Annotated in this window: 22 protein-coding genes; 11 read left to right on the top strand and 11 right to left on the bottom strand. The window is 61.8% G+C overall.

The features are described 5' to 3' along the window. Nucleotides 1–264 precede the first annotated feature (264 nt). Nucleotides 265–1521 (top strand): MFS transporter, encoded by a 1257-nt coding sequence (locus tag ACM530_RS13930; RefSeq protein ID WP_145162236.1) that lies wholly within the window; start codon nt 265–267, stop codon nt 1519–1521. A gap of 145 nt (nt 1522–1666) precedes the next feature. Here the strand turns inward: ACM530_RS13930 and ACM530_RS13925 are convergent, their stop codons facing one another. The 4 genes from ACM530_RS13925 to ACM530_RS13910 all read right to left on the bottom strand — a co-directional run bounded on the left by ACM530_RS13925 (nt 1667) and on the right by ACM530_RS13910 (nt 5897). After that, nucleotides 1667–3850 carry a xanthine dehydrogenase family protein molybdopterin-binding subunit gene (locus ACM530_RS13925; protein ID WP_262206735.1) on the bottom strand — a complete coding sequence of 728 codons (2184 nt, stop codon included), beginning with the start codon at nt 3848–3850 and terminating at the stop codon, nt 1667–1669. Further along, nucleotides 3847–4836: an FAD binding domain-containing protein gene (locus ACM530_RS13920; RefSeq protein ID WP_416364976.1), complete on the bottom strand. Its 990-nt coding sequence runs from the start codon at nt 4834–4836 to the stop codon at nt 3847–3849. Before ACM530_RS13920 ends, ACM530_RS13925 begins: the two co-directional genes overlap by 4 nt. Continuing rightward, nucleotides 4833–5357, bottom strand: coding sequence for a (2Fe-2S)-binding protein (locus ACM530_RS13915; RefSeq protein ID WP_145162245.1), 525 nt, complete (start codon nt 5355–5357; stop codon nt 4833–4835). The genes ACM530_RS13920 and ACM530_RS13915 overlap by 4 nt, the downstream gene beginning before the upstream one ends. 96 nt (nt 5358–5453) lie before the next feature. Beyond that, the gene (locus ACM530_RS13910; protein ID WP_262206737.1) at nt 5454–5897 is read right to left on the bottom strand and encodes a YolA family protein; all 444 of its coding nucleotides are present in this window, start codon (nt 5895–5897) and stop codon (nt 5454–5456) included. Nucleotides 5898–6107: 210 nt separating this feature from the next. Here ACM530_RS13910 and ACM530_RS13905 point away from each other — a divergent pair, with 210 nt between their 5' ends. The 4 genes from ACM530_RS13905 to ACM530_RS13890 all read left to right on the top strand — a co-directional run bounded on the left by ACM530_RS13905 (nt 6108) and on the right by ACM530_RS13890 (nt 9957). After that, nucleotides 6108–7403 carry an NCS2 family permease gene (locus tag ACM530_RS13905; protein ID WP_145162251.1) on the top strand — a complete coding sequence of 432 codons (1296 nt, stop codon included), beginning with the start codon at nt 6108–6110 and terminating at the stop codon, nt 7401–7403. Continuing rightward, nucleotides 7400–8479 carry a tRNA (uridine(54)-C5)-methyltransferase TrmA gene (trmA, locus tag ACM530_RS13900; RefSeq protein WP_145162254.1) on the top strand — a complete coding sequence of 360 codons (1080 nt, stop codon included), beginning with the start codon at nt 7400–7402 and terminating at the stop codon, nt 8477–8479. Before ACM530_RS13905 ends, trmA begins: the two co-directional genes overlap by 4 nt. 183 nt (nt 8480–8662) lie before the next feature. Continuing rightward, entirely contained in the window at nt 8663–9103 is a 441-nt protein-coding gene (aroQ, locus tag ACM530_RS13895) for a type II 3-dehydroquinate dehydratase (RefSeq protein WP_145162258.1), read from the top strand. Nucleotides 9104–9108: 5 nt separating this feature from the next. After that, entirely contained in the window at nt 9109–9957 is an 849-nt protein-coding gene (locus ACM530_RS13890) for a shikimate dehydrogenase (protein WP_416364975.1), read from the top strand. Between the two features lie 124 nt (nt 9958–10081). Here the strand turns inward: ACM530_RS13890 and ACM530_RS13885 are convergent, their stop codons facing one another. Both ACM530_RS13885 and quiC read right to left on the bottom strand, forming a co-directional pair. Further along, complete coding sequence (locus ACM530_RS13885) at nt 10082–10747, bottom strand: TetR/AcrR family transcriptional regulator (protein WP_145162264.1); 666 nt, start codon at nt 10745–10747, stop codon at nt 10082–10084. A gap of 81 nt (nt 10748–10828) precedes the next feature. Beyond that, a complete protein-coding gene (gene quiC / locus ACM530_RS13880; RefSeq protein ID WP_262206739.1) occupies nt 10829–12730 on the bottom strand; it encodes a 3-dehydroshikimate dehydratase QuiC in 1902 nt (633 codons plus the stop codon). 221 nt (nt 12731–12951) lie between these two features. On the opposite strand from quiC, the gene ACM530_RS13875 reads away from it, so the two are divergent. Further along, on the top strand, nt 12952–14286 hold the full coding sequence (locus ACM530_RS13875) for an MFS transporter (RefSeq protein ID WP_145162271.1): 1335 nt from the start codon (nt 12952–12954) through the stop codon (nt 14284–14286). Nucleotide 14287: 1 nt separating this feature from the next. Here the strand turns inward: ACM530_RS13875 and ACM530_RS13870 are convergent, their stop codons facing one another. Further along, nucleotides 14288–15166: a DMT family transporter gene (locus ACM530_RS13870; protein ID WP_145162274.1), complete on the bottom strand. Its 879-nt coding sequence runs from the start codon at nt 15164–15166 to the stop codon at nt 14288–14290. 197 nt (nt 15167–15363) lie between these two features. Here ACM530_RS13870 and ACM530_RS13865 point away from each other — a divergent pair, with 197 nt between their 5' ends. From ACM530_RS13865 to ACM530_RS13855, 3 genes are all read left to right on the top strand, one after another. Then, on the top strand, nt 15364–15780 hold the full coding sequence (locus ACM530_RS13865) for a lipoprotein (protein ID WP_416364974.1): 417 nt from the start codon (nt 15364–15366) through the stop codon (nt 15778–15780). A gap of 171 nt (nt 15781–15951) precedes the next feature. Continuing rightward, nucleotides 15952–16839 (top strand): neutral zinc metallopeptidase, encoded by an 888-nt coding sequence (locus ACM530_RS13860; RefSeq protein WP_119740949.1) that lies wholly within the window; start codon nt 15952–15954, stop codon nt 16837–16839. Continuing rightward, complete coding sequence (locus tag ACM530_RS13855) at nt 16840–17826, top strand: alpha/beta hydrolase (protein ID WP_416364973.1); 987 nt, start codon at nt 16840–16842, stop codon at nt 17824–17826. 135 nt (nt 17827–17961) lie between these two features. On the opposite strand, the gene ACM530_RS13850 is transcribed toward ACM530_RS13855, so the two are convergent. The 3 genes from ACM530_RS13850 to ACM530_RS13840 are packed head-to-tail and all read right to left on the bottom strand — an operon-like array spanning nt 17962 to nt 20026. Continuing rightward, a complete protein-coding gene (locus ACM530_RS13850; RefSeq protein ID WP_416364972.1) occupies nt 17962–18549 on the bottom strand; it encodes an HAD family hydrolase in 588 nt (195 codons plus the stop codon). Next, on the bottom strand, nt 18546–19415 hold the full coding sequence (gene tesB / locus ACM530_RS13845; RefSeq protein WP_145162285.1) for an acyl-CoA thioesterase II: 870 nt from the start codon (nt 19413–19415) through the stop codon (nt 18546–18548). The genes ACM530_RS13850 and tesB overlap by 4 nt, the downstream gene beginning before the upstream one ends. A gap of 41 nt (nt 19416–19456) precedes the next feature. Continuing rightward, nucleotides 19457–20026 (bottom strand): GNAT family N-acetyltransferase, encoded by a 570-nt coding sequence (locus ACM530_RS13840; protein ID WP_242200343.1) that lies wholly within the window; start codon nt 20024–20026, stop codon nt 19457–19459. 76 nt (nt 20027–20102) lie between these two features. Here ACM530_RS13840 and ACM530_RS13835 point away from each other — a divergent pair, with 76 nt between their 5' ends. Both ACM530_RS13835 and ACM530_RS13830 read left to right on the top strand, forming a co-directional pair. Beyond that, on the top strand, nt 20103–21023 hold the full coding sequence (locus ACM530_RS13835; protein ID WP_416364971.1) for a histone deacetylase: 921 nt from the start codon (nt 20103–20105) through the stop codon (nt 21021–21023). Between the two features lie 170 nt (nt 21024–21193). Further along, nucleotides 21194–22420, top strand: a complete 1227-nt coding sequence (locus ACM530_RS13830; RefSeq protein ID WP_416364970.1) for a TIGR03862 family flavoprotein — start codon at nt 21194–21196, stop codon at nt 22418–22420. A gap of 122 nt (nt 22421–22542) precedes the next feature. Here ACM530_RS13830 and ACM530_RS13825 read toward each other — a convergent pair whose 3' ends face one another. After that, nucleotides 22543–23880, bottom strand: a complete 1338-nt coding sequence (locus tag ACM530_RS13825) for a DEAD/DEAH box helicase (protein WP_262206743.1) — start codon at nt 23878–23880, stop codon at nt 22543–22545. Nucleotides 23881–23923 lie beyond the last annotated feature (43 nt).

Raw genomic sequence — 23923 nt, 5'->3', positions numbered from 1 at the left:
ATGGAGTGTGGCGAATTTCAATTCGTTTCTTTTTTTAACCAACCACGTAGGGAATCGGGCCTTTCGGCCTCCAGAACAATCCCGGGGCCGGTTTTGATCTGGATCAAGCATTGCTCAAAGAGTAGTCCCATTTTCGCTGTAGGACGGCGTGGTCTTTTGCCGCGTGACAGCTTGCCTCATGCCGGTGCACAGCAAACCCTTGCAACTATTTGTTACAGCATGATGCTAATCTCGCCGTTCCCTCTGCTCCCGACCTGAATTCCGATGCCTACGAGTGAACCTGCGTTGCTGTTGCGTCACCATCGCCCTTTCATCGCGTTCTGGCTGGCTCGGATCTTCACCGCCAGCGGCTTCCAGATGCTCACCGTGGCCATCGGCTGGAACCTCTACCAACTGACCGGCAACGTGCTGGACCTGGGCTTGGTCGGCCTGGTGGAATTCATCCCACGCGTATTGTTCATGCTGCACACCGGGCATGTGGCCGATCGCTATGAGCGGCGCAAGGTTGCCGCCATCTGCCAGACTGTGCAGGCGCTGATCGCCTTGTCCCTGGCCATCGGCGGCCTGACCGGCAACGTGACGCGCGAGATGATCTTTATCCTCGCCTTCCTGCTGGGCGCTGCGCGTTCGTTTGAAATGCCGACCACCCAGGCGCTGCTGCCGAGCATCGTGCCCAGCGCGCTGTTCCCGCGGGCCGTGGCCTCGTCGCAATCGGCGCAGCAACTGGCAACCATCGTCGCGCCAGCCTTGGGCGGTTTGCTCTACGCATTCGGCAGCGTGTGGGTGTACGGCCCGACAGTGGCGCTGTACCTGATCGCCTGCGTGCTGACCCTCAACCTGCCCGCGCGCCAGACCCCGCTGAACAAAGCCAAGGCCACCATGGACTCGCTGCTGGCCGGGATTCGCTTTATCCGCAGCCGCCCGGACATCCTCGGCGCCATTTCTCTGGACCTGTTCGCCGTGCTGCTGGGCGGTGCCACCGCGTTGCTGCCGGTGTTTGCCAAGGACATCCTGCTGACCGGCGCCTGGGGCCTGGGCCTGCTGCGCTCGGCACCGGCGGTGGGTGCGTTGTTGATGTCGTTGTGGCTGGCGCGGTTCTCGGTGGACCGGCATGTCGGGCGCGTGATGTTTACTGCCGTCGGCGTGTTTGGCGTGGCGACCATCGCGTTCGGCCTGTCGACATCGTTCTGGTTTTCCCTGGCGGTGCTGGTGGTGCTGGGCGCGGCGGACATGATCAGCATGGTGATCCGTGCGTCGTTCGTGCAACTGGAAACGCCGGATGAAATGCGCGGCCGCGTCAGTGCGGTCAACGGCCTGTTTATCGGCGCGTCCAATCAGCTGGGCGAGTTCGAATCGGGGATCACCGCCCACTGGTTCGGCACCGTGCCCGCCGTGGTCATGGGCGGGATCGGCACGCTGCTGGTGACCGGGGTGTGGATAAAACTGTTCCCAACCCTGGCCAATCGCGACCGGATGCATGTTCCGGTGGAAGAGCCGAAGGCTGAAGCGGCGAAGGTCTGAGCACCGCCGCCTGACTGGGTGCAGGACTACAAAAAAATGTGGGAGCGGGCTTGCTCGCGAATGCGGTGCGTCAGTCGATACATTCACTGACTGACGCTCCGATTCCGCGAGCAAGCCCGCTCCCACCGTGGTTTTGAGGTGTGTGCTAGAGCACCTTATCCAGGGTGATAGGGAAGTCGCGTACCCGTTTGCCGGTGGCGTGATAAATCGCATTCGCCACCGCCGCCGCCACTCCGACAATGCCGATTTCGCCCACGCCTTTGGAGCCCAGGGCATTGACGACGTCGTCGTGTTCTTCGACAAAGATCACGTCAATCTCGCCAATGTCGGCATTCACCGGGATGTGGTATTCGGCCAGGCTATGGTTCATGTAGCGCCCCAGGTGATGGTCGATCTGCGTCTCTTCATGCAGCGCCATGCCAATGCCCCACACCACGCCGCCGAGGATCTGGCTGCGGGCCATCTTCGGGTTGACCACGCGACCGGCGGCAATCGCGCTGACGACGCGGCTGACCTTGATGGTGCCCAGGTCTTCATCGACCCGCACTTCCACAAATACCGCCGAGTGAGTGGCCGTGGCGTAGCCCTCGCGTTTTTTGTCGGGCTCGCTGTCAACCTGCACTTGCAGCGCGTCCTCACCGCTGTCTTTAACCAGTTGGGCCAACGACACACTCACATCGCCTGTGTGCAATTGGCCGTCTTCAAAGCGCACGGACTCGGCGTCCTTGAACACCGGATACGTCTGGCGGGCAACCTTCAGCAGTTTGGCGTTCAGCGCTTCGCATGCCTGTTGCACGGCAGTGCCGACAGACGACACGGTAAACGAGCCGCCCTGCAGAGGCGCGGTGGGCAAGGACGAATCCCCCAGCAAAAACTGGATATCGCCCATCGCCACACCACTGGCCTGCGCGGCAATCTGGGTCATCACCGTGTAAGTGCCGGTGCCGATATCGGTGGTGGCGCTGCTTACTGTCAATTTGCCTTCGGCGTCGATGCTCGCCTTGGCGCTGGCCTTCATCTGCATGGCCTCCCACACGCCACCAGCCATGCCCCAGCCGATCAACTGGTTGCCGTCACGCATGCTGCGCGGCTCCGGGTTGCGCTGGCCCCAACCGAAACGTTCGGCACCTTCGCTGTAGCACTCGCGCAGGGCTTTGCTCGACCAGGGTTTGTCTTCGTTCTGGTTGCGCTCGGCGTAGTTGATCAAGCGCAATTGCACCGGGTCCATGCCCAAGGCGCAGGCCAGTTCGTCCATGGCGCACTCCAGGCCGATCACGCCCAGCGCAGCGCCTGGCGCGCGCATGTCCAGCGGCGTGTACACATCCAGCGGCACCAGGTTGTAGGTCAGTTGCACGTTGTCGCAGTGGTAGAGCATGCCGCTCCATTCCACCACGTGCTCGCTGAAGTCTTCAAAGCGTGAGGTCTGGCCAATCGCGGTGTGCCCCAACGCCAGCAGCCGACCGTTGGCGGCCGCGCCCATCTGCAACCGCTGCAAGGTGCGCGGTCGGTAGCCGAAGGTGAACATCTGTTGACGCGTCAGGGTGACGCGCACCGAACGCTTGAGCGCCAGGGACGCCATCACCGCCAGGGGCAACTGGTATTGCGGGCGCAGGCCGGAACCGAAAGCGCCGCCGACGAACGCGGCAAAGATCCTCACCTGGCTCTTATCCAGGCCGAAGATTTTTTGCACATAGGCCTGGCAGTTCTGCGGGCCCTGGGTTTTGTCGTGGATATGCAGGGTGCCGTCCGGCTGATACAGCACCGTACTGGCGTGGGGCTCCATCGGGTTGTGGTGTTCGATGGGCGTGCTGTAGTGCACGTCGAGGCTGACGGCAGCCGCGCTCCACTCGGCCTGGAAGTTGCCGCGGGGCGCGGGCGGCGTTTGCGGCGAGGGGTGCGCCTGCTCCTGCATGGCCAGCAAGTCGGTTTCAAAGGCTTCGCTTGCGTACTCGATCTCGACCAGAGAACCGGCATGTCGCGCCAGCTCCAGGTTGTCGGCAATCACCAGCGCCAAGGGCTGGCCGCTATAAAGGACGCGGTCGTTGTAGAGCGGGCGAAACGGCGAGCCATCCGCCGCATCGTCGTCGGCGAACGCGTCATCGTAGCTGGCAAGCTTGGGGCGATTGTGGTGATCCAGCACCATGACCACGCCCGGCAGCGCCAGGGCCTTTGAGGCATCGATCTTGATAACCCGGCCCTTGGCGATGGTGCTGGAGACCACACTGCCGTGCAGCAAGTCATTGCCTGGAAACTCGCCGGCATAGCGCGCCTGGCCGGTGACCTTGAGCAGACCGTCGACGCGGTCCAGAGGTTTGCCGATAGCGGTCATGGGCGTTCTCCTGCGATTGCGGCGTCGCTCAGGGCGCGAATAATTGCACGGCGCGCCAGCTTGATCTTGAAGCCGTTGTGTTCCAGCGGTACGGCGTCTTGCAGCAAGGCGTCGGCGGCGTTGCTGAAGGTTTCGCGGCTGACCGTCTGGCCGATCAGCGAGGCTTCCACCGCGCGGTCACGCCAAGGCTTGTGCGCCACGCCGCCAAGCGCAACGCGGGCGTCGATGATTTGGTCGCCGTCCAGTTCGAGGGCGGCGGCCACAGAGACCAGGGCAAACGCGTAAGAGGCGCGGTCGCGGATTTTCAGGTAATGACTGTGACTGGCCAGCTGGTTGGCGGGCAGCTCGATGGCGGTGATCAACTCATCGTCGGCCAGCAGGTTGTCGCGCTGCGGCGTATCGCCGGGCAGTCGATGGAAGTCAGCAAATTCGATGACGCGCGCACCTGCACGGCCTTCGACATGCACCCGCGCCTCCAGCGCCGCCAAGGCGACGCACATGTCAGACGGGTGCGTGGCCACGCAGTGTTCGCTGGCGCCGAGGATCGCGTGGATACGGTTCAAGCCGGTGCGCGCCGGGCAGCCGCTGCCGGGTTCGCGCTTGTTGCAGGGCACGCTGGCGTCATAGAAGTAGTAGCAGCGGGTGCGCTGCAACAGGTTGCCGCCGGTGCTGGCCATGTTGCGCAACTGCGGCGAGGCTCCGGCCAGGATGGCCTGGGACAGCAGTGGGTAACGCGCCTCGATCACAGGGTGCCAGGCCAGGTCGGCGTTGCTCACCAACGCGCCAATCATCACGCCGCCACTGGCGGTTTCTTCAACGCCCTGCAGCGGCAGGCCGGTGATATCGATCAAGTGCTCGGGGCGGCTGATGTTTTCTTTCATCAGGTCCAGCAGGTTGGTGCCACCGGCGATAAAGCGTGAAGCCGCGCTGCTCATGTGCACGGCCTCGTGCACATCGGCTGGCTTGCTGTACTGGAAGGGGTTCATTGCTCACCTCCCTGGGCACGGCAGGCCGGCAAAGCGTCTTCGATGGCATCGCGGATGTTGCTGTAGGCGCCGCATCGGCACAGGTTGCCGCTCATCAGCTCCTGGATCTGCGCGGTGTCGTGGGCGCGGCCTTCATTGGCCAGGCCCACGGCGGAGCAGATCTGCCCTGGGGTGCAATAGCCGCACTGAAAGGCGTCATGCTTGATAAACGCCTGCTGCATCGGGTGCAGCACGTCGCCATCGGCCAGGCCTTCGATGGTGGTCAACTCGGCGCCATCGCACATCACCGCCAGGGTCAGGCAGGCGTTTACGCGTTTACCGTCGCGCAACACTGTGCAGGCACCGCATTGGCCGTGGTCGCAGCCTTTTTTACTGCCGACCAGGTCCAACTGTTCGCGCAGCAGGTCCAGCAAGGTGGTCCACGGCAACACGTCAAGTTGGCGGTCCTGGCCGTTCAGGGTCAGACGAATCGGGTGGCTGACGAACGGTCTGGCCGCCGCGCCATTGGGGGTTGCGCTCATAAACACCTCACGGGTTGGGGTATATCCGCGGCGTTCAGGAAAGTCGCCGTCTCAGGGGTACGACTTCCCGGGGTATTGAGCGTTCAAGAGGATTGATCAGCGGATGTTGAACATCGTCGTCAGCGGGGTTTGCGAGCCGTTGATTGAGGAATTGCTGTACTCGAACCAGCCCGGGGCCTGGACGTTCAGGTCAAACACATAGATGTAGCCCATCACAGTGCCCACGCCATGACAGGCCTGGCTGATGTTGCCGACCTGGCATATCGGCGAGCGTTGCCCGTTCAACTCTGCGCCATCGAAACGGCCCATCGGGCTTTTGCCCAGGCCGACTTCCATCACCGACACCTTGGTGGGCCCGCGATGGGTGCACATCTGCGTGCTGGTCGCGCGCTCCGGGATGGTTTCAGCGCAACCGGCAGACTCCACTTTAAACACGCGCACCTCGCTCAATGCCGGTGCAGTCGCGCCCCAAGCCGGTGCCGCCAGCCCCAGGCCGATTATGGCGAACAGAGCTAGACTGCTGGCGTTGGCTTTTTTCATGCTGTTGACGACTCTGGATTAAACGTCGGCGCAGTATGCCTCAAGGCCATCCACCCACAAAACCAAGCCTATGCGCCATTGGCCTTCGGCTGCTGGTATGATGCGCCGCTTTTTCCGATCCTCTCTGAAACCACAGGCGCTTGGCGCAGTTTGTGCTTTGACTTAGAGGTCAACAAATAACGACGCAAAATAGCGTCACAGGGAGCCGGCATGCTGGAAAAGCTGTTTCAACTCAAAGCACACAACACCAACGTGCGTACCGAGATTCTTGCGGGGATCACGACCTTTCTGGCCATGGCCTACATTCTGTTCGTGAACCCGAGCATCCTTGGCGAGACCGGCATGGACAAGGGCGCGGTGTTTGTCGCGACCTGCCTGGCCGCCGCCATCGGTTCGACCGTGATGGGCCTGATCGCCAACTACCCGATCGCACTGGCGCCGGGCATGGGCCTCAACGCCTTCTTTACCTACACCGTGGTGCTGCACATGGGCCACACCTGGCAAGTGGCGCTGGGCGCGGTGTTCATTTCGGCGGTGCTGTTCTTCCTGCTGTCGATCTTCCGCATCCGTGAGTGGATCATCAACAGCATCCCCTTGCCCCTGCGCTCGGCGATTGCCGCCGGTATCGGCCTGTTCCTGGCGCTGATCGCCCTGCACAACGCCGGTATCGTGGTCGGCAACCCGAACACCCTGGTGGGCCTGGGCGACCTGAAACAACCGGCGCCTATCCTGGCCACCTTTGGTTTTATCCTCATCGTTGCGCTGGAAGCCCTGGCCGTACGCGGTGCAGTGCTGATCGGCATTCTGGCCGTGACCATTGTCTCGATCCTGTTGAATGTCACCCCGTTCGGCGGCGTGATCTCGATGCCACCGTCCCTGGCCCCGACCTTCCTGCAGCTGGATATCAAAGGCGCGCTGGATATCGGCCTGGTCAGCGTGATCTTCGCGTTCCTGTTCGTTGACCTGTTCGACAACTCCGGCACCCTGATCGGCGTCGCCAAGCGCGCCGGCCTGATGGGCAAGGACGGCCACATGCCAAAAATGGGCCGTGCGCTGATCGCCGACAGCACCGCGGCCATGGCCGGTTCGCTGCTGGGTACGTCGACCACCACCAGCTACATCGAGTCCGCTGCAGGCGTGAGCGCCGGTGGCCGTACCGGTTTGACCGCCATAGTGGTCGCGATTCTGTTCCTGCTGGCGCTGTTCTTCTCGCCACTGGCGGCCAGCGTTCCGGCCTTCGCCACCGCGCCTGCGTTGTTGTTCGTGGCCGTGCTGATGACCTCGGGCCTGGCCGAAATCGACTGGGATGACATTACGGTTGCAGCGCCGGTGGTGATCACCGCCCTGGCGATGCCCTTCACTTACTCCATCGCCAACGGCATCGCCTTCGGTTTCATCGCCTGGACCGCCATCAAGCTGCTTTCGGGCCGCTACCGTGAGCTGAACCCGGCACTGGTGATCCTGTCGATTCTGTTTGTGATCAAGCTGGGCTGGTTCAACGCATGACTTTTGACGCCGCAAGCTACACCGCTCAACTGCAAGACAAGGTCACGCGCTTGCGTGACCTGCTGGCACCGTTCGACGCACCCGAGCCGCAGGTCTTCGATTCGCCGCTGCAGAACTTCCGCCTGCGTGCGGAGTTCCGCCTGTGGCGCGAAGGCGGCGAGCGCCACTACGCGATGTTTTCCCAGGACGACAAGCGCACGCCGATTCTGATCGAAGCATTCCCGATTGCCAGCCAGCGCATCAACCAGTTGATGCCGCAACTCAAAGCCGCCTGGCAAGCCAGCGCGGCCTTGAGCCACAAGCTGTTCCAAGTGGAGTTCCTCACCACCCTGGCCGGCGACGCGATGATCACCCTGTGCTACCACCGCCCGCTGGACGAGCACTGGCACGCGGCCGCCAACCAACTCGCTGCCGACTTGAATGTCAGCATCATCGGCCGCTCCAAGGGCAAACGTGATGTGATCGGCCACGACTACGTGGTGGAAAAACTCGCCGTCGGCGGGCGCACGTTCAGCTATCGCCAACCCGAGGGCGCATTCACCCAGCCCAACGGCACGGTGAACCAGAAGATGCTCAACTGGGCGTATGAAGCCTTGGGCGATCGTCCGGATGATTTGCTGGAGCTGTACTGCGGCAACGGCAACTTCACCCTGCCGCTGGCAACCCGTGTGCGTAAAGTGCTGGCGACCGAAATCAGCAAGACCTCAGTGAATGCGGCGTTGAGCAACCTCGATGAAAACGCGGTGGATAACGTCACCCTGGTGCGCCTGTCGGCTGAAGAACTCACCGAGGCGCTCAACGAAGTGCGCCCGTTCCGCCGCCTGCATGGCATCGACCTGAAAAGCTACGAATTCGGCAGCGTGTTCGTCGACCCGCCACGCGCCGGCATGGACCCGGACACCTGCGAGCTGACGCGGCGCTTTGACAACATCCTCTACATCTCCTGCAACCCGGAGACATTGGCGGCGAACATTGCGCAACTGCATGACACGCACCGGATCACCCAGTGTGCGATGTTTGACCAGTTCCCATGGACGCACCATATGGAATCCGGCGTATTGCTGACCCGCCGGTAACCCGTCTCACACGCGTGCGACCGCCCTCTTGCCATTGGCAAGGGCGGTCGCCGACCACCGAAAACTCCCGCGCGCTGATTTACGGTTCGATAATCGAACAGATCCGCCGCCGTCAATTGACCAAATTAACCATCCAGTACATTTTATCTCCACAACCAATAATAACTGTGGAGATACCCCAAAATGCCGCCCATCGTGCTGGTGCTAAACGGCCCCAATCTCAACTTGCTCGGCACCCGCGAGCCCGCCACCTACGGCCATGAAACCCTGGCCGACATCGCCGCCCTGTGCGGGCGCAGCGCGGAAAAACTCGGGCTGAAAATCGAATTCCGCCAGACCAACCACGAAGGCGAACTGCTCGACTGGATCCACGGCGCCCGCGCCCGTTGCGCCGGCATCGTGATCAACCCGGCAGCCTGGACACACACCTCGGTAGCAATTCGCGACGCATTGGTGGCCAGCGAAGTGCCGGTGATCGAGGTGCATTTATCCAACGTGCACGCGCGTGAGGCGTTTCGGCATCACTCGTTTGTGTCGCCCATTGCCAAGGCGGTGCTCGCCGGGTTCGGCAGCCATGGTTACCACCTGGCCCTGGAACATTTCAGCCACACGTTGAAAGGGTGAGGCCGATGAAACCGCGCATCCTCGCCGGCCTGATCGGCTCAGGTATCCAAGCCTCCCGCACGCCTGCCCTGCATGAGCAGGAAGGTGATGCCCAGGGTTTGCGCTACCTGTATCGCCTGATCGACCTGGAACCGCTGCAACTGAATATTGATGCCCTGCCCGACCTGCTGCACGCCGCCGAGAGGATGCAGTTCACCGGTTTGAACATTACCTACCCGTGCAAACAGGCGATTCTGCCGTTGCTCGACGAATTGTCCGACGAAGCCAGGGGCATTGGCGCGGTCAACACCGTGGTGTTCAAGAACGGCAAACGCATCGGCCACAACACCGACTGCCTGGGCTTCGCCGAAGGGTTCCGACGCAATTTGAATGACGTCGCGCGCCAGCATGTCGTGCAGATGGGTGCCGGCGGTGCGGGCGCGGCGGTGGCCCACGCGCTGCTGGCCGAAGGCGTGCACCACCTGAGCATTTTCGACGTGGACGTGACCCGCGCTCGGGACCTGGTGGATAACCTCGCCCAGCGTTTCGGCGCCGGGCGGGCGCAGGTCGGCAACCACCTGGAAAGCGCCATGGCCGAGGCCGATGGGCTGGTCAACACCACGCCGATGGGCATGGCCAAGCTGCCCGGCACGCCGGTGCCTGCCCATCTGTTGCGGGCGGCATTATGGGTCGCAGAAATCGTGTATTTCCCGCTGGAAACCGAGCTGCTGCGCGATGCCCGCGCCTTGGGCTGCCGCACGCTGGACGGCGGCAACATGGCGGTGTTTCAGGCGGTAAAAGCGTTTGAGCTGTTCAGTGGTGAGAGGCCGGATGCGCAGAGGATGTTGGCGCACTTCCAGAGCATGAATACCTGACTGCCGAAACCGACCCCATGTGAGAGCGGGCTTGCTCGCGAAAGCGCTGTGTCAGTCGCCGGATGTATTGACTGACACTCCGCATTCGCGAGCAAGCCCGCTCCCACAAGGGTATTCGATGGATTTAGGCTTGCAGGTAACGCATCACCGCTTCACAAATCATCTCCCGATGCCGCTGTTTAACCGCCTCGTCCGACAACCCGATCTGAAAGATCTCACTGAACGTATGGCGGTTGGACACTCGGTAAAAGCTGAACGAGTTGATCAGCAGGTGCACGTCCAACGGGTCCAGCCCTTGGCGGAACACGCCCATCTCAACGCCGCGCTGCAAGGTGGCGCCAAGCGCTTCGAGAATATTACTGTTCATCGCCTTGATCGAATCAGAGCGCTTCACGTATTCGGCGTTGTTGATGTTTTCGATGCAGACGATGCGCACGAAATCCACGTTCTGGTCATGGTGATCAAAGGTGAATTCCACCAGCCGACGAATCGCTTCGCGCGGCTCCAGGGCGGTGAGGTTCATGCGGGTTTCAGTATTGCGAATGTCGCCGTAGAGCTTCTCCAGCACCTCGACGTATAACTGCTCCTTGCTGCCGAAGTAGTAATAAATCATGCGTTTGGAGGTGTGGATGCGCTCGGCGATGGCATCCACGCGAGCGCCGGACAGGCCCTGCTGGACAAACTCGACGATCGCTTCCTGCAGGATGTTTTCGCGGGTCTTTTCCGGATTGTTCTTACGACTCTTGCGCGGTGCGTCTGACACGGCGGAGAGGTCGGGGGTCAGGGTCATGGTGCGCTCACGGCCATTTTTGTTGTGCAGGCCGCGATTATGGGCCGAGGCGCTTCCCGAAGGAAGCACCTGGCCGCGCCGTCACAACCGTGCTTGTCGCGGCGCCCCGCTACGCGATTTGGCCATCGCCGCCAGGCGCACTGCCACGTTGGCTGCGCCATACCCGGCATAGCCGTTTTTGCGCTGGATGATCTCGAAGAAAAACCGCCCTTCGAACGGCTCGGTGTAAACATGAAACAACTCACCGCCCTGAGCGTCACGGTCGTACAGCACGTTGTAGTACGCCAGCTCGCTGAGGAACTCGTCGTCGAAATCAAAGCGTGCCGCCAGGTCGTCGTAGTAGTTGAGCGGGATGTCCAGCAACGGCACGCCCGCCTCTTTAGCCCGACTCACCTCGGCGAAAATATCCGCACAGTCGAAGGCGATGTGGTGCACACCCGAGCCGCGGTAGCTCGACAGCGCGTGGGAAATCGCCGTGTTGCGGTTCTCGGAAATGTTCAACGGCAGGCGAATCGAGCTGCAACGGCTGCGCAGCGCGCGGCTTTTCACCAGGCCGTACGGGTCAGGCAGCACCACTTCATCATCGGCTTCGAAATCCAGCAGGCTCTTGTAGAACAACACCCAACTGTCGAGGCTGTCGGCGGGCAAGGCCATGGCCATATGGTCAATGCGCAGCAGGCCGCCGCTTGAGGTGGTAGTCGGTTGCAGATTGAAGTCGGTGCCGTACAGCCCGCCTGCGTTCTGATCCACCAGGTAAATCAGGCTGCCGTCCGGCGCACGCACGGCGGCCAGTTCCAGTTCATTTGGCCCTACAAGCCCCCGATATGGCTGGCCCTTGTAAGCCACCGCCCGCTGCAACGCCTTGGCGCTGTCCTTGACCCGAATCGCAGTGGCGCACAGCGACGGCCCGTGGGCTTCAAAAAAGTTGTGGGCGAAAGAATAGGGTTCGCAATTGAGGATCAAGTTGATATCGCCCTGGCGCAACAGGCTCACGCTCTTGGAGCGGTGTTGCCCGGCCTTGACGAAACCCAGGCGTTCCAGCCATTGGGTGAGCTTGGCAGCGAGGTTTTCATCCACGGCAAACTCAAGAAATTCGATGCCGTCGTACTCGCTGGCGGCCGGCGTATCAAACAGCAGGTCGACCGGTTGAGCAGGCGCTTGCTGCTTGAGGCGCTCGCGGGTTTTTTCTTCCAGGTACAACAGCGAGCGCAGGCCATCCGCCGCGTTCGCCCGCGTCGGGGCTGCGCGAAAACCATCGTTGAAAATTTCCAGAGACAACGGGCCGCTGTAGCCACTCTGGATAATCGGCGCGAGAAACCCCGCCAGATCGAACTCGCCCTGCCCCGGGAAGCAGCGGAAATGCCGGCTCCACTCCAGCACGTCCATGGCCAGGATCGGCGCGTCGGCCATTTGCACAAAGAAGATTTTGTCGCCCGGGATCTGGGCGATTGCACTCGGGTCACCCTTGAGCGACAGGGTGTGAAAGCTGTCGAGCAACACGCCAAGGCTCGGGTGGTCGATCTGACGCACCAGGTTCCACACCTGCTGCCAGGTATTCACGTGCTTGCCCCAGGCCAGCGCTTCATAGCCGATGCGCAGGCCACGGCGGCCGGCGTGCTCGGCGAGCAGGCTGAGGTCGTCGAGCAGAATCTGCTCATCGCCGACGCAATCGGCCGAAGCGTTGCTGCACACCAGCACCAGGTCGGTGCCCAGTTCCTGCATCAAGTCGAACTTGCGCTCGGCGCGCTCCAGGTTGCGCGCCAGGCGGTCGCGGCGGCAGCCTTCAAAGTCGCGAAACGGCTGGAACAAGGTGATGGCGATACCCAGGTCGGCGCACATCTGCCTGACTTCCCGTGGGCTGCCGTCGTAATACAGCAGATCGTTTTCGAAGATTTCCACACCATCAAACCCGGCAGCGGCGATGGCTTCGAGTTTTTCCGGCAGGGTTCCACTCAAGGAAACAGTGGCAATGGAGCGTTGCATGGGGCGACTCCCGACAAATGAGGCTCGTCTTATTTACGGCAAATTATTGGCCGCTAAACTGTGCACAGCAATTGAAATGTACGAACCGGTTAGTTTTTTGGGCGATTATCGAACAAAATGGTAATCCGCGAATTGACGAGTTTTTAGCCACTGCGCACCATCGAACACGTATCAAGACCCAGAACACACCATAAAAATTTCAAAAAAACGGGTACGACCTCATGCCTTCGCAAACTCCCGCCGTGGCCGTGCGCCACAGCAATCCGCACAGCGGCATCGGCGACAAAATCCGCGGCGCCATGGCCGTGGGCAAAACCCGCTGGGGCATGCTGGCCCTGGTGTTCTTCGCCACCACCCTGAACTACATCGACCGCGCCGCGCTGGGCGTGATGCAACCGATCCTGGCCAAGGAGATGAGCTGGACGGCGATGGACTACGCCAACATCAACTTCTGGTTTCAGGTCGGCTACGCCATCGGCTTTGTGCTGCAAGGCCGGCTGATTGACCGAATTGGCGTGAAGCGCGTGTTTTTCTGCGCCGTGTTGCTGTGGAGCATCGCCACGGGCGCCCATGGCCTGGCGACGTCGGCCGTCGGCTTTATGGTCTGCCGCTTCGTTCTCGGGCTGACCGAGGCCGCCAACTACCCGGCCTGCGTCAAGACAACGCGGTTGTGGTTCCCGGCCGGTGAGCGCGCGGTGGCCACCGGTATTTTCAACGCCGGCACCAATGTGGGCGCGATGATGACGCCGATGCTGCTGCCATTGATCCTTCATGTGTGGGGCTGGCAGGCAGCGTTCCTGTGCATGTCGGCACTGGGCGGGATCTGGCTGGTGTGCTGGGGCCTGAAGTACTACAACCCGGAAGACCATCCGACGGTCAAAAAATCCGAATTGGACTACGTGCTACAGGAAGTCGAACCGGAGCAACCCAGCGTGCCTTTCAGCCGCATCCTGCGCATGCGCGGCACCTGGGCCTTCGCCCTCGCCTACGCACTGACCGCGCCGGTGTTCTGGTTCTACCTGTACTGGCTGCCACCGTTTCTGAACCAGCAATACAACCTGGGCATCAACGTGACCCAAATGGGCATCCCGCTGATCATCATTTACCTGACAGCCGACTTCGGCAGCGTGGGTGGGGGGATTCTGTCGTCATTCCTGATCGGCCGTGGGATGAATCCGATCAAGGCGCGGCTGTTGTCGATGCTGCTGTTTGCCTGCTGCATCGTCGGCGTGATCATGGCCGCCGGCTCCAGCCAGTTGTGGGTCGCCGTGTTCGCCATCTCCCTGGCCATCGGCGCGCACCAGGCCTGGACCGCCAACATCTGGAGCCTGGTGATGGACTACACGCCCAAGCACATGATGAGCACGGTGTTCGGTTTCGGCGGCATGTGCGCAGCCATCGGCGGCATGTTCATGACGCAGATCGTCGGCCACATCCTCACGGTCACGAACAACAACTACACCGTGCTGTTCACCCTGATCCCGGCGATGTACTTCATCGCGCTGACCTGGATGTACTTCATGGCGCCGCGCAAGATTCCGACCGTCGAGGCTTGATTCAGCGCCGCCGCTGCTGCCAGGCAGCGGCCAACCCACTCATGCAGATCACCCCGATGCCGACCACCGTGGTCATGTCGGGGGTATGGTTGAACACCAGCCAACCCAACAACCCCGCAAACACGATCTGGCAATAGCCGAACGGCGCCAGCAAGGCCGGCGCCGCAAAGCGGAAGGCCTGGGTCAACATCAAGTGCGCGGTCATGCCGCACGTGCCCAGCGCCAGCATCAGCACGCCATGCCACACCGTGGGCAACTGCCAGAAGAACGGCACCATCGCACTCATCACCAGGGTATTGCACAGGCCGGCGAAAAAGTTACTGGTGGTCGGCGTGTCGTATTGGCTGAGGATGCGCGTGAGCAGTTGGTAGAAGCAGAAGAACAACGCCGAACACAGCGGCAGCAGCACCGCAGGGGTGAACAGCTCACCGCCGGGGTGGATGATGATCAGCACGCCGACAAACCCGCAGATCACCGCCAGCCATTGGCCACGTGTCACGTGTTCACCTAGCAAGGGCACTGACAATGCTGTCACCAGGATCGGCGCCAGGAAGTTCACCGCCGTGGCTTCCGCCAAAGGGATGTAATGCAGCGCCGCGGTAAAAAACAGGCTGGTGCCCAGCAGGCACAACGCACGCACCACCTGCATGCCCGGGCGTTTGCTGCGCAATACGCGCAAACCCGACTGAGGCAGGAAAATGCCGGCCATCAGCAAGGTGTGCACCAGGTACCGCGCCCACACCACCATCACGATCGGGTAGAACCCGGCCAGGTATTTGGACAAGGCGTCGTGACTGGAAAACAGAAACGTTGCCACCACAATCAGCAAAATGCCTTTGAAGGGATGGTTGACGCCGGAAAGGGGTGTACTGACAGTCATTGAATTCTCTTGCATGGCGGGCTGAATGCTGAGCACTGAACACGCAAGCGCTCAACCCGGTAATCTAGCAGGCGGGCCTGCGTGCGCCCCAAGAGCATAACCAAACAGCGTGCGAACAGCGCACTAAATCACCGGATTCGAGTCCAACGCTGCACCTTTGCCCGCGCGTTGCACTTTTTAACCAAGGCCTTGCCGCTATGAAAAAGACACTCTTTGCTCTTTCTGCTCTCGTCCTGCTCACTGCTTGTAACCAAGAGTCCAAAGAAGCGCCCAAGCCCGCCCCGGCCTCGGTGCAGGCCACCCTGGTAACGGCCACGCCGCCCACCGACAAATGGGTCGGCAAGTGGATCGGCGTCGAAGGCCTGAACCTGACCATCGCCAAGGACGACAGCATCGGCCGCGGCCACTACGTTCTGACCATGAAGTACGGCCTTGACGCCGACGACGAAGGCACCTTCAAAGGTGAAGCCAACGAAGACGGTATCGCCTTTACCCGCCCGGACGGCCCGCAACAATTGAGCGCCGGTGACGGTGAAGCCACTGGCCTGAAATGGCTGGCGGATAAAAAGGACTGCCTGATCGTCGATACCGGCGAAGGCTATTGCCGCGACTGACCCAATCAAGCTGACACAACTTTCATCTGGCGCCCCTGCCTGCACGGCCTGACAGCAGCAATACTAGGCAACTCTTGTTGCTTGTCGGACAGCCGGGCTGGCGCCATTCATACGCACCAACAACACTGCTCTTACAAAAGTGTTCGACAGGTTTAACGAGAGGATTGCCCCATGCTATGGAAAAAAGGCCGACGCAGCGACAACGTGGTAGATGCCCGCGATGACAGTGGCGGCGGCGGTGGCGGCATGCGGTTTGGCGGCGGCAAGGGGCTGAGCCTGACGGCAATTGTGCTGATCGTCGGTATTGGCTGGCTGACCGGCCAGGACCCGCTGCAGATCCTCGGCCAGTTGACCGGCCAGGCGGAGCAAGCGCCGTCAGTGAGCACGCAGTCGCGCCAGGCACCGCCGGCCAATGACCAGCAGGCCGATTTCGTCCGCGCGATTCTGGGTGACACTGAAGACACCTGGGGCCAGGTGTTCAAGGAAAACGGGTTGGTCTACAAGAACCCGAAACTGATTCTGTTCCGTGGTCGGGTCAATTCCGCCTGCGGTGGCGCCACCTCGGCCAGCGGCCCGTTTTATTGCCCGGCTGACCAGCAGGTGTATTTGGACCTGGATTTCTTCCGGGAAATGTCGCAGCGCTTCCAGGCCGCCGGCGATTTCGCCCAGGCCTACGTGATCGCCCACGAAGTCGGGCACCACGTGCAAACGCTGCTGGGCATCTCGGCCAAGATTCAAGCCGCGCGCCAGCAGGGCCGCCAGATGCAAGGCGACGGCGGCCTGCTGGTGCGCCAGGAGCTGCAAGCCGACTGCTTTGCCGGCGTGTGGGCCAACCGTGCGCAAAAACGCCTGAACTGGCTGGAGCCCGGCGATATCGAAGAAGCACTGAATGCGGCCAACGCCATCGGCGATGACCGTTTGCAACAGCAGGGTCAGGGCCGCGTGGTGCCGGACTCGTTTACCCACGGCACCTCTGCGCAGCGCGTTCGCTGGTTCAAAACCGGCTTCGCAGCGGGCCAGATCACTCAATGCGACACTTTTACAGCGAAGAGTCTTTAGATGAATAAACGATTGGGATTGCTGTTCGGCGTGATGATTGCCTGTTCCTCCTCCACCTGGGCCGCCGAGAAAGAACACGGCGTCAAGGTGGTCAGCCCCGATCGTTTCCACCTGGACGCCGGTGACCTGAGCCTGGGCTTGAGCCAGGACTGGAACCAGCCGCTGCCCAACGTGACCCGCGCGCTGATCATCGTGCATGGCCGCCTGCGCAACGCACAGACCTACCTGCAAAGCGGCGAAGATGCCGCCGAACACGCCGGGGTTGCGGCCAAAACCCTGGTGATCGCGCCGCAATTTCTCAACGAGTCCGACATAAAGCGCAACCACTTGGGCAGCCAGGTGCTGCGCTGGAACGGCAATGACTGGATGGCCGGCGACGCCTCGACGGGCCCTGGTCAGCTCAGTTCCTACGGCGCGCTGGACCAGATCATCAAGCACCTGGGCAACCGCAAGCTGTTCCCGGCGTTGAAGGAAATCGTGGTGGCCGGCCATTCCGGCGGCGGCCAAGTGGTGCAGCGTTTCGCCCTCACCGGCCACGACCACCCGCTGCTGCAAACCGAAGGCATCAGCCTGCGTTATGTGGTGGCCAACCCGTCGTCCTACGCCTATTTCAGCCCGCAACGCCCGGTGAAATTCGACACGGCCAGTTGCCCTGGCTTCAACGACTGGAAGTACGGCATGCAAAACCTGCCGGACTACGCCAAGGGCCAGAGTGCACAGCAGCTTGAGCAGGCTTACGTGTCACGCGACATCACCTACTTGCTCGGCCAGCAGGACACCGACCCGAACCACCCGGCGCTGGATAAAAGCTGCGAGGCCGAAACCCAGGGTGCGTATCGCCTGATTCGTGGGCACAACTATTTTGACTACCTCAAGCAGCGTCATCCGCAGCTGACTCAGAGGTTGGTGGAAGTGCCAGGGGTGGGGCACGATGGGGATAAGATGTTTACTTCGCCTGAGGGCGAGAAGGTGTTGTTCTCTAAGTAAAAACAGCTGACGAAACCGGATAAAAATGTGGGAGCGGGCTTGCTCGCGAAGGCGGATTTTCAGTCGACTCATCAGTGACTGATCCACCGCTTTCGCGGGCAAGCCCGCTCCCACATTGGCTCTTCAGTGCCTGGTTTAGATCATCCGCCGCAGCACCGCACAATCTTCAGCATGCCAATCCGCCAGTTCCGGCCACGGGTTCTCCGGCAGGTTCACCAGCACCGTGCGCGTCCCTGCCGCCCGCCCGCAATCCAGGTCAAAGCGGTAATCCCCGACCATCACCATTTCGCCCGGCGAAACCTCCCAAGCTTCTGCCAGTTTCAGCAACCCACCCGGGTCCGGCTTGGGCGGCGCATCTTCACGCCCCAGCACATCGTCGACGGCAAAGCAGTCCGCCAAGCCAATCGCCTGCAGCGTGATGTGCGCCAGCTCGCGCGCATTGCGCGTCAGGATGCCCAGGCGATACCCGCGCCCGGCCAGCTCGCGTACCAGCTCCACCGCGCCCACGGCGGCAACCGAACCGAGTGCCAATTCGCGCTCATGCTCCAATAACCACGCGTGCTTGGCCGCCGCTACGTCCGCCGGCAAGGCCGCCAGGTGCGTGAGGATGTCGTCTTCGGGCGGAATCTCCAGGGCCACGCGGATCGCCGCAAAATCATGCACGGCCACCGTGAGGGTGCCGTCCATGTCAAACACCCAATGCTTAACGTCCGACAGGCTCATGCCCAGTCCTTGCGATGGCGAATCAAGCCTTCCTGGGTCACCGAGGCCACCAGTTGCCCGGCGCGGTTGTACACGCTGCCGCGCGAGAAACCGCGCGAGTTGCCGGCCCACGGGCTGTCCATTGCGTACAGCAACCAGTCATCGGCGCGCAGGTCGGCATGAAACCACAGCGCGTGGTCGAGGCTGGCGACCTGCATATCTTTTTGCCACACGGTCTTGCCATGGGGCAGCAACGAGGTGGTCAGCAAGCCGAAATCCGAGGCGTAGGCCAGCAGGTATTTATGCAGCGCGGGCGCGTCGGCGAGCGCGCCGTCGGCTCGGAACCACACGTACTTGACCGGGTCGGACGGCTGCGGGTTGTACGGGTCTTTTTCAGTCACCGGGCGCACTTCGATCGGCTTGGGGCACAGCAACTTGTCGCGCATGTGCTCGGGGATCAGGTGCGCACGCTGCTTGGTCAGTTCCAGCTCCGAAGGCAAGTTCTCCGGGCCGACCACCACAGGCATGGTGGTCTGGTGCTCGAAGCCCTTTTCGTCATATTGGAACGAAGTGGTGCAGGTGAAAATCGGGTTGCCCTTCTGGATAGCCGTGACGCGGCGCGTGCTGAAACTGCCGCCATCGCGCACACGGTCAACCGAATACACCACCGGCAATGACGCATCGCCGGGGCGCAGGAAATAACCATGCAGGGAATGTACATGTCGCGCTTCTTCTACGGTCTGGCTGGCAGCCGACAGCGACTGGCCCAGCACCTGACCACCGAACAGTTGGCGAAAACCCAGGTCCTGGCTGCGGCCGCGAAAGAGGTTTTCCTCGATCGGCTCCAGCGTCAGCAAGTCCACCAGATCTTCCAATACTTGGCTCATAGAGCAACTCCTACAACAATCGAGAGGGCATTCCGGGCTGCTTATCCGTGCAGCGTGTCCAACCATTGGGCGCGGGTGATGCGATACAAAACATGATGGCGCAGCGGGTCATCGGCTGCGACCTTGGGGTGTTCAAAATCTGCCTGGGGATCGTAATGCATACCGATGGCCTGCATGACTTTTTGTGATGGCAGATTGGTTTCGGTGGTGAAGGCGAGAATTTCATCCAACTGCAGTCGGTCGAAACCACACCGCAGCGCGGTCCACGCGGCCTCACTGGCGTAGCCCAAACCCCAATGTTCGCGGGCCAGGCGCCAGCCGATTTCCACCGCCGGGGTAAAGTCCGCTTCAAAGCTGACATTCAGCAGCCCGGTCAGGCCGATAAATTCGCCGGTGTCCTTGCGCTGCAAGGCCCACAGGCCAAAGCCGTATTCAGCGAAATGCCCGCGAATCCGGCCAATCAACGCCGCGCTTTCCAAGTGGCTCAACTTGGCCGGGAAATAACGCATCACCTGCGGGTCGGCGCACATGCGCGCAAATTCCGTTAAGTCGCTGTCGCGCCATTGGCGCAGCAGCAAGCGCGCGCTTTCCAATTCCAGTATCGGCTCCATGGGTCCCCCTCCCTTGCCATGTGCGTGAGTGTACAGCGCTGGTAAGATCCTTCGCAGGTTCCCGTCAGAAAATCCCATGCCCTTGCCATTGATCTACCACGATGACTACAGCCCTGAGTTCCCGGCAGACCATCGGTTTCCCATGGACAAGTTTCGCCTGTTGCGCGATCACCTGGTGGACAGCGGGCTGACCGAGGACAGCCAATTGCTGCGCCCCGAACTGTGCCCACCCGAGATTCTGGCCCTGGCCCATGACGCTGGGTATATCGAACGCTACATGGGCGGCGAGTTGTCCCGCGAAGACCAACGGCGCCTCGGCCTGCCGTGGAACGAAGCCCTGACGCGGCGCACCGTGCGCGCGGTCGGCGGTTCGATCCTCGCGGCCGAACAAGCGCTGCAACACGGCCTGGCCTGCCACCTGGCGGGCGGCACCCACCACGCCCATTACGATTACCCGGCCGGCTTTTGCATCTTCAATGACCTGGCGGTGATCAGCCATTACCTGCTGGCCAGCGGCCGGGTCAACCGCGTGCTGATCTTCGACTGCGACGTGCACCAGGGCGACGGCACTGCACGCATCCTCCACGACACGCCGGATGCCATCACCGTGTCGCTGCATTGCGAAAAGAACTTCCCCGCACGCAAGGCCCAGAGCGACTGGGACATCCCGCTGCCCATGGGCATGGGCGACGCCGATTACCTCAAGGTGGTGGACGATGCGCTCAACTACTTGCTGCCGCTCTATCAGCCTGACCTGGTGTTGTACGACGCCGGTGTGGACGTACACAAGGACGACGCCCTCGGTTACCTCAAGCTGACAGACGCAGGCGTTGCCGCCCGTGATGAAAGCGTGATGCGCCACTGCCTGGGCCGCGACATTCCGGTGATGGGCGTGATCGGTGGCGGCTACAGCAAAGACCGCCCGGCCCTGGCCCGCCGCCATGGCATCCTGCACCACAGCGCTCAGCGGGTGTGGACGTCATCAGGCTGTCATTGAAGTGTGAGCGTTACCCACAATGCCTGTGGAACGGCCTGTGGATAACTTGAGCGTAAGCGCCTGAAAGCGAACAGCCGTATGGCCTGTAGGAAAGTGTACGTTTTTTGATCAGGCAGCCACGCTGCCGTCGGGTAGAATGCTCGGCCTATTCAGCGACCGTAGCCTTGCCCATGCCTCAGCTCCCTTCTCGACACGTCACTCTTATCGGCGGCGGCCCAGCCGGGCTGATGGCCGCTGAAGTCTTGAGCCAGGCGGGCGTGCGGGTAGACCTGTATGACGGCATGCCATCGGTGGGCCGCAAGTTTCTGCTCGCGGGCGTGGGCGGCATGAATATAACCCACTCCGAGGCCTACCCGGCGTTCCTGTCGCGCTACGCCGAACGCGCGCCAGACATGGCGCCGCTGCTGCGAGCGTTTGGTGCCGAGGCGTTGTGCGAGTGGATTCATGGGCTGGGCATACAAACCTTTGTCGGCACTTCCGGCCGCGTGTTTCCTACCGACATGAAAGCCGCCCCGCTGCTGCGCGCCTGGCTCAAACGCCTGCGCGATCAAGGCGTGGTTATCCACACCCGTCATCGCTGGCTGGGCTGGACGGCCGACGGCGGCTTACTTATCCACAGCCCGGACGGCGAAAAAACTGTCCACAGCGATGCGGTGTTGCTGGCCCTGGGCGGCGGCAGCTGGTCGCGCCTGGGCTCCGATGGCGCATGGCTCACGTTGCTGGAAGACAAAGGCGTGCCTTACGCGCCGCTGCAACCGAGCAATTGCGGCTTTGAGGTGTCGGCCTGGAGCGAATTGATGGTGAGCAAATTCGCCGGCGCGCCGTTGAAAAACGTCGCCATCGGCGTGGCGGATGACAAGCCTCGGTTGGGCGAATGCGTGGTCACCGCCATGGGCATCGAGGGCAGCTTGATCTACGCGCTCTCGGCGCCGATTCGTGAAGCGATCAATCGCGATGGCTCAGCCACGGTGCATATCGACCTGCTGCCGAGCAAGCCGCTGGACAAGGTGCAGGCTGCACTGGCCAAGCCGCGTGGTTCGCGCTCGATGAGCAAGCATTTGCACAGTCAGTTGGGCCTGGACGGGGTCAAGGCGGCGCTGTTGCGTGAGTTGGCACCTGCGGAACACTTTCATGATCCGGCGCAGCTGGCAGTGGATATCAAGGCATTGCCGCTGACGCTGGTGAAAACCCGGCCGATGGATGAAGCCATCAGCACTGCAGGTGGTGTGCCGTTTGAGGCGCTGGATGAGCGGTTGATGCTCAAGCACTTGCCGGGCGTGTTTTGCGCCGGGGAGATGCTCGATTGGGAAGCGCCGACGGGCGGGTATTTGCTGACGGGGTGTTTTGCCAGCGGCAGAGCGGCTGGGCGGGGAATGTTGGAATGGCTTAAGCGCTGAGGTCTGTGGCGACTTCAGAGCCGCCATCGCAGGCAAGCCAGCTCCCACATTTTGAGCTGTGAATACATTCAAAAGGTGGGAGCTGGCTTGCCTGCGATGAGGCCATCAGCAGCGCCGAAAAATCACTTCTTCTTGCGCGGCCCGGTGTTGAACACCGGCACTTTGCGCACCGGCTTGATCGACGGTTCAGCCGGCGCTACGTCCCCGCTGTCCACCCACTTACCCAAATTACGCTTACCGCCGCCACCGCCCGACGCCTTGGGTTTCTTCGGCTTTTTCGGTTTCTTCACCACTTGCCCACTGGCGTCGGTGTCCGGCACGCGGTGCTCGGGTTCGAAATCCGGCTCCATTTTGCGGGTCAGGGTCTGACGCGTGAGCATCTCGATGGCCGACAGCATGTTCACCTCATCGGCACACACCAGCGAAATCGCCTCACCGGTATTGCCCGCACGGCCGGTACGACCGATACGGTGAATGTAGTCTTCGGCCACGATTGGCAGGTCAAAGTTGACCACCAGCGGCAAGTCTTCGATGTCCAGGCCGCGGGCTGCCACGTCGGTGGCCACCAGAATCTGCACGTCGCTGGATTTGAAGCGATCCAGCGCACGCTGGCGGGTTGCTTGCGGTTTGTCGCCGTGGATGCCGTCGGCATTGATGCCCAGGCCCTGCAACTTGTCCACCAGCGCATCCACGCCGTTACGGGTCTTGGCAAACACCAGCACCTGCTTCCAACGACCTTTGCGCATCAGGTGCACAAACAGCTCCGGCTTGCGCTTCTTGTCCACCGGCACCACCCACTGCTTCACGGTGTTGGCGGCGACGTTGCGCGGGCTCACTTCAATGCTCAGCGGGTCGTTGAGCATCTGCCCGGCGAGCGAGCGGATCTCATCGGAGAAGGTCGCGGAGAACAGCAGGGTCTGGCGCTTTTTCGGCAGCATGCGGTAGATGTTCGCCAGCTCTTCGGAGAAGCCCAGGTCGAGCATGCGGTCGGCTTCATCCAGCACCAGAGTTTGCAGCTGGTTGAGCTTCAGCGCGTTCTGGCGGAACAAGTCGATCAGGCGGCCAGGCGTGGCGACCAGAATGTCGACACCCTTGCGCAGCTTCATCATCTGCGGGTTGATGCTCACGCCGCCGTACACCGCGTAGGTGGTCAGCGGCAGGTGTTGGGCGTATTCGGCGACGCTTGCGTGAACCTGCTCGGCCAGTTCACGGGTCGGGCACAGAATCAGCGCGCGCGCCGAGTTGGCGGCGACTTTCGGCCCTTCCATGGTCAGCAGTTGCAGCAGCGGCAAGGCGAAACCTGCGGTCTTGCCGGTGCCGGTCTGGGCCGCGGCCATCAGGTCGCGACCGGCCAGCACCGCCGGAATGGCTTGCGCCTGCACCGGCGTCGGGGTCTGGTAGCCAAGCGTCTCAAGGGCGCGCAGCAAGGGTTCGATCAGGCCAAGGGTGGCGAAAGTCATGTGTTTACCGTAGGAAAAATTCAGCGCAAGGGCGTAATGCGCG

It is taken from the genome of Pseudomonas sp. NFX183 (assembly GCF_047943075.1).
Lineage (GTDB): Bacteria > Pseudomonadota > Gammaproteobacteria > Pseudomonadales > Pseudomonadaceae > Aquipseudomonas.
This window is presented reverse-complemented; position numbering and strand designations above follow the sequence as displayed.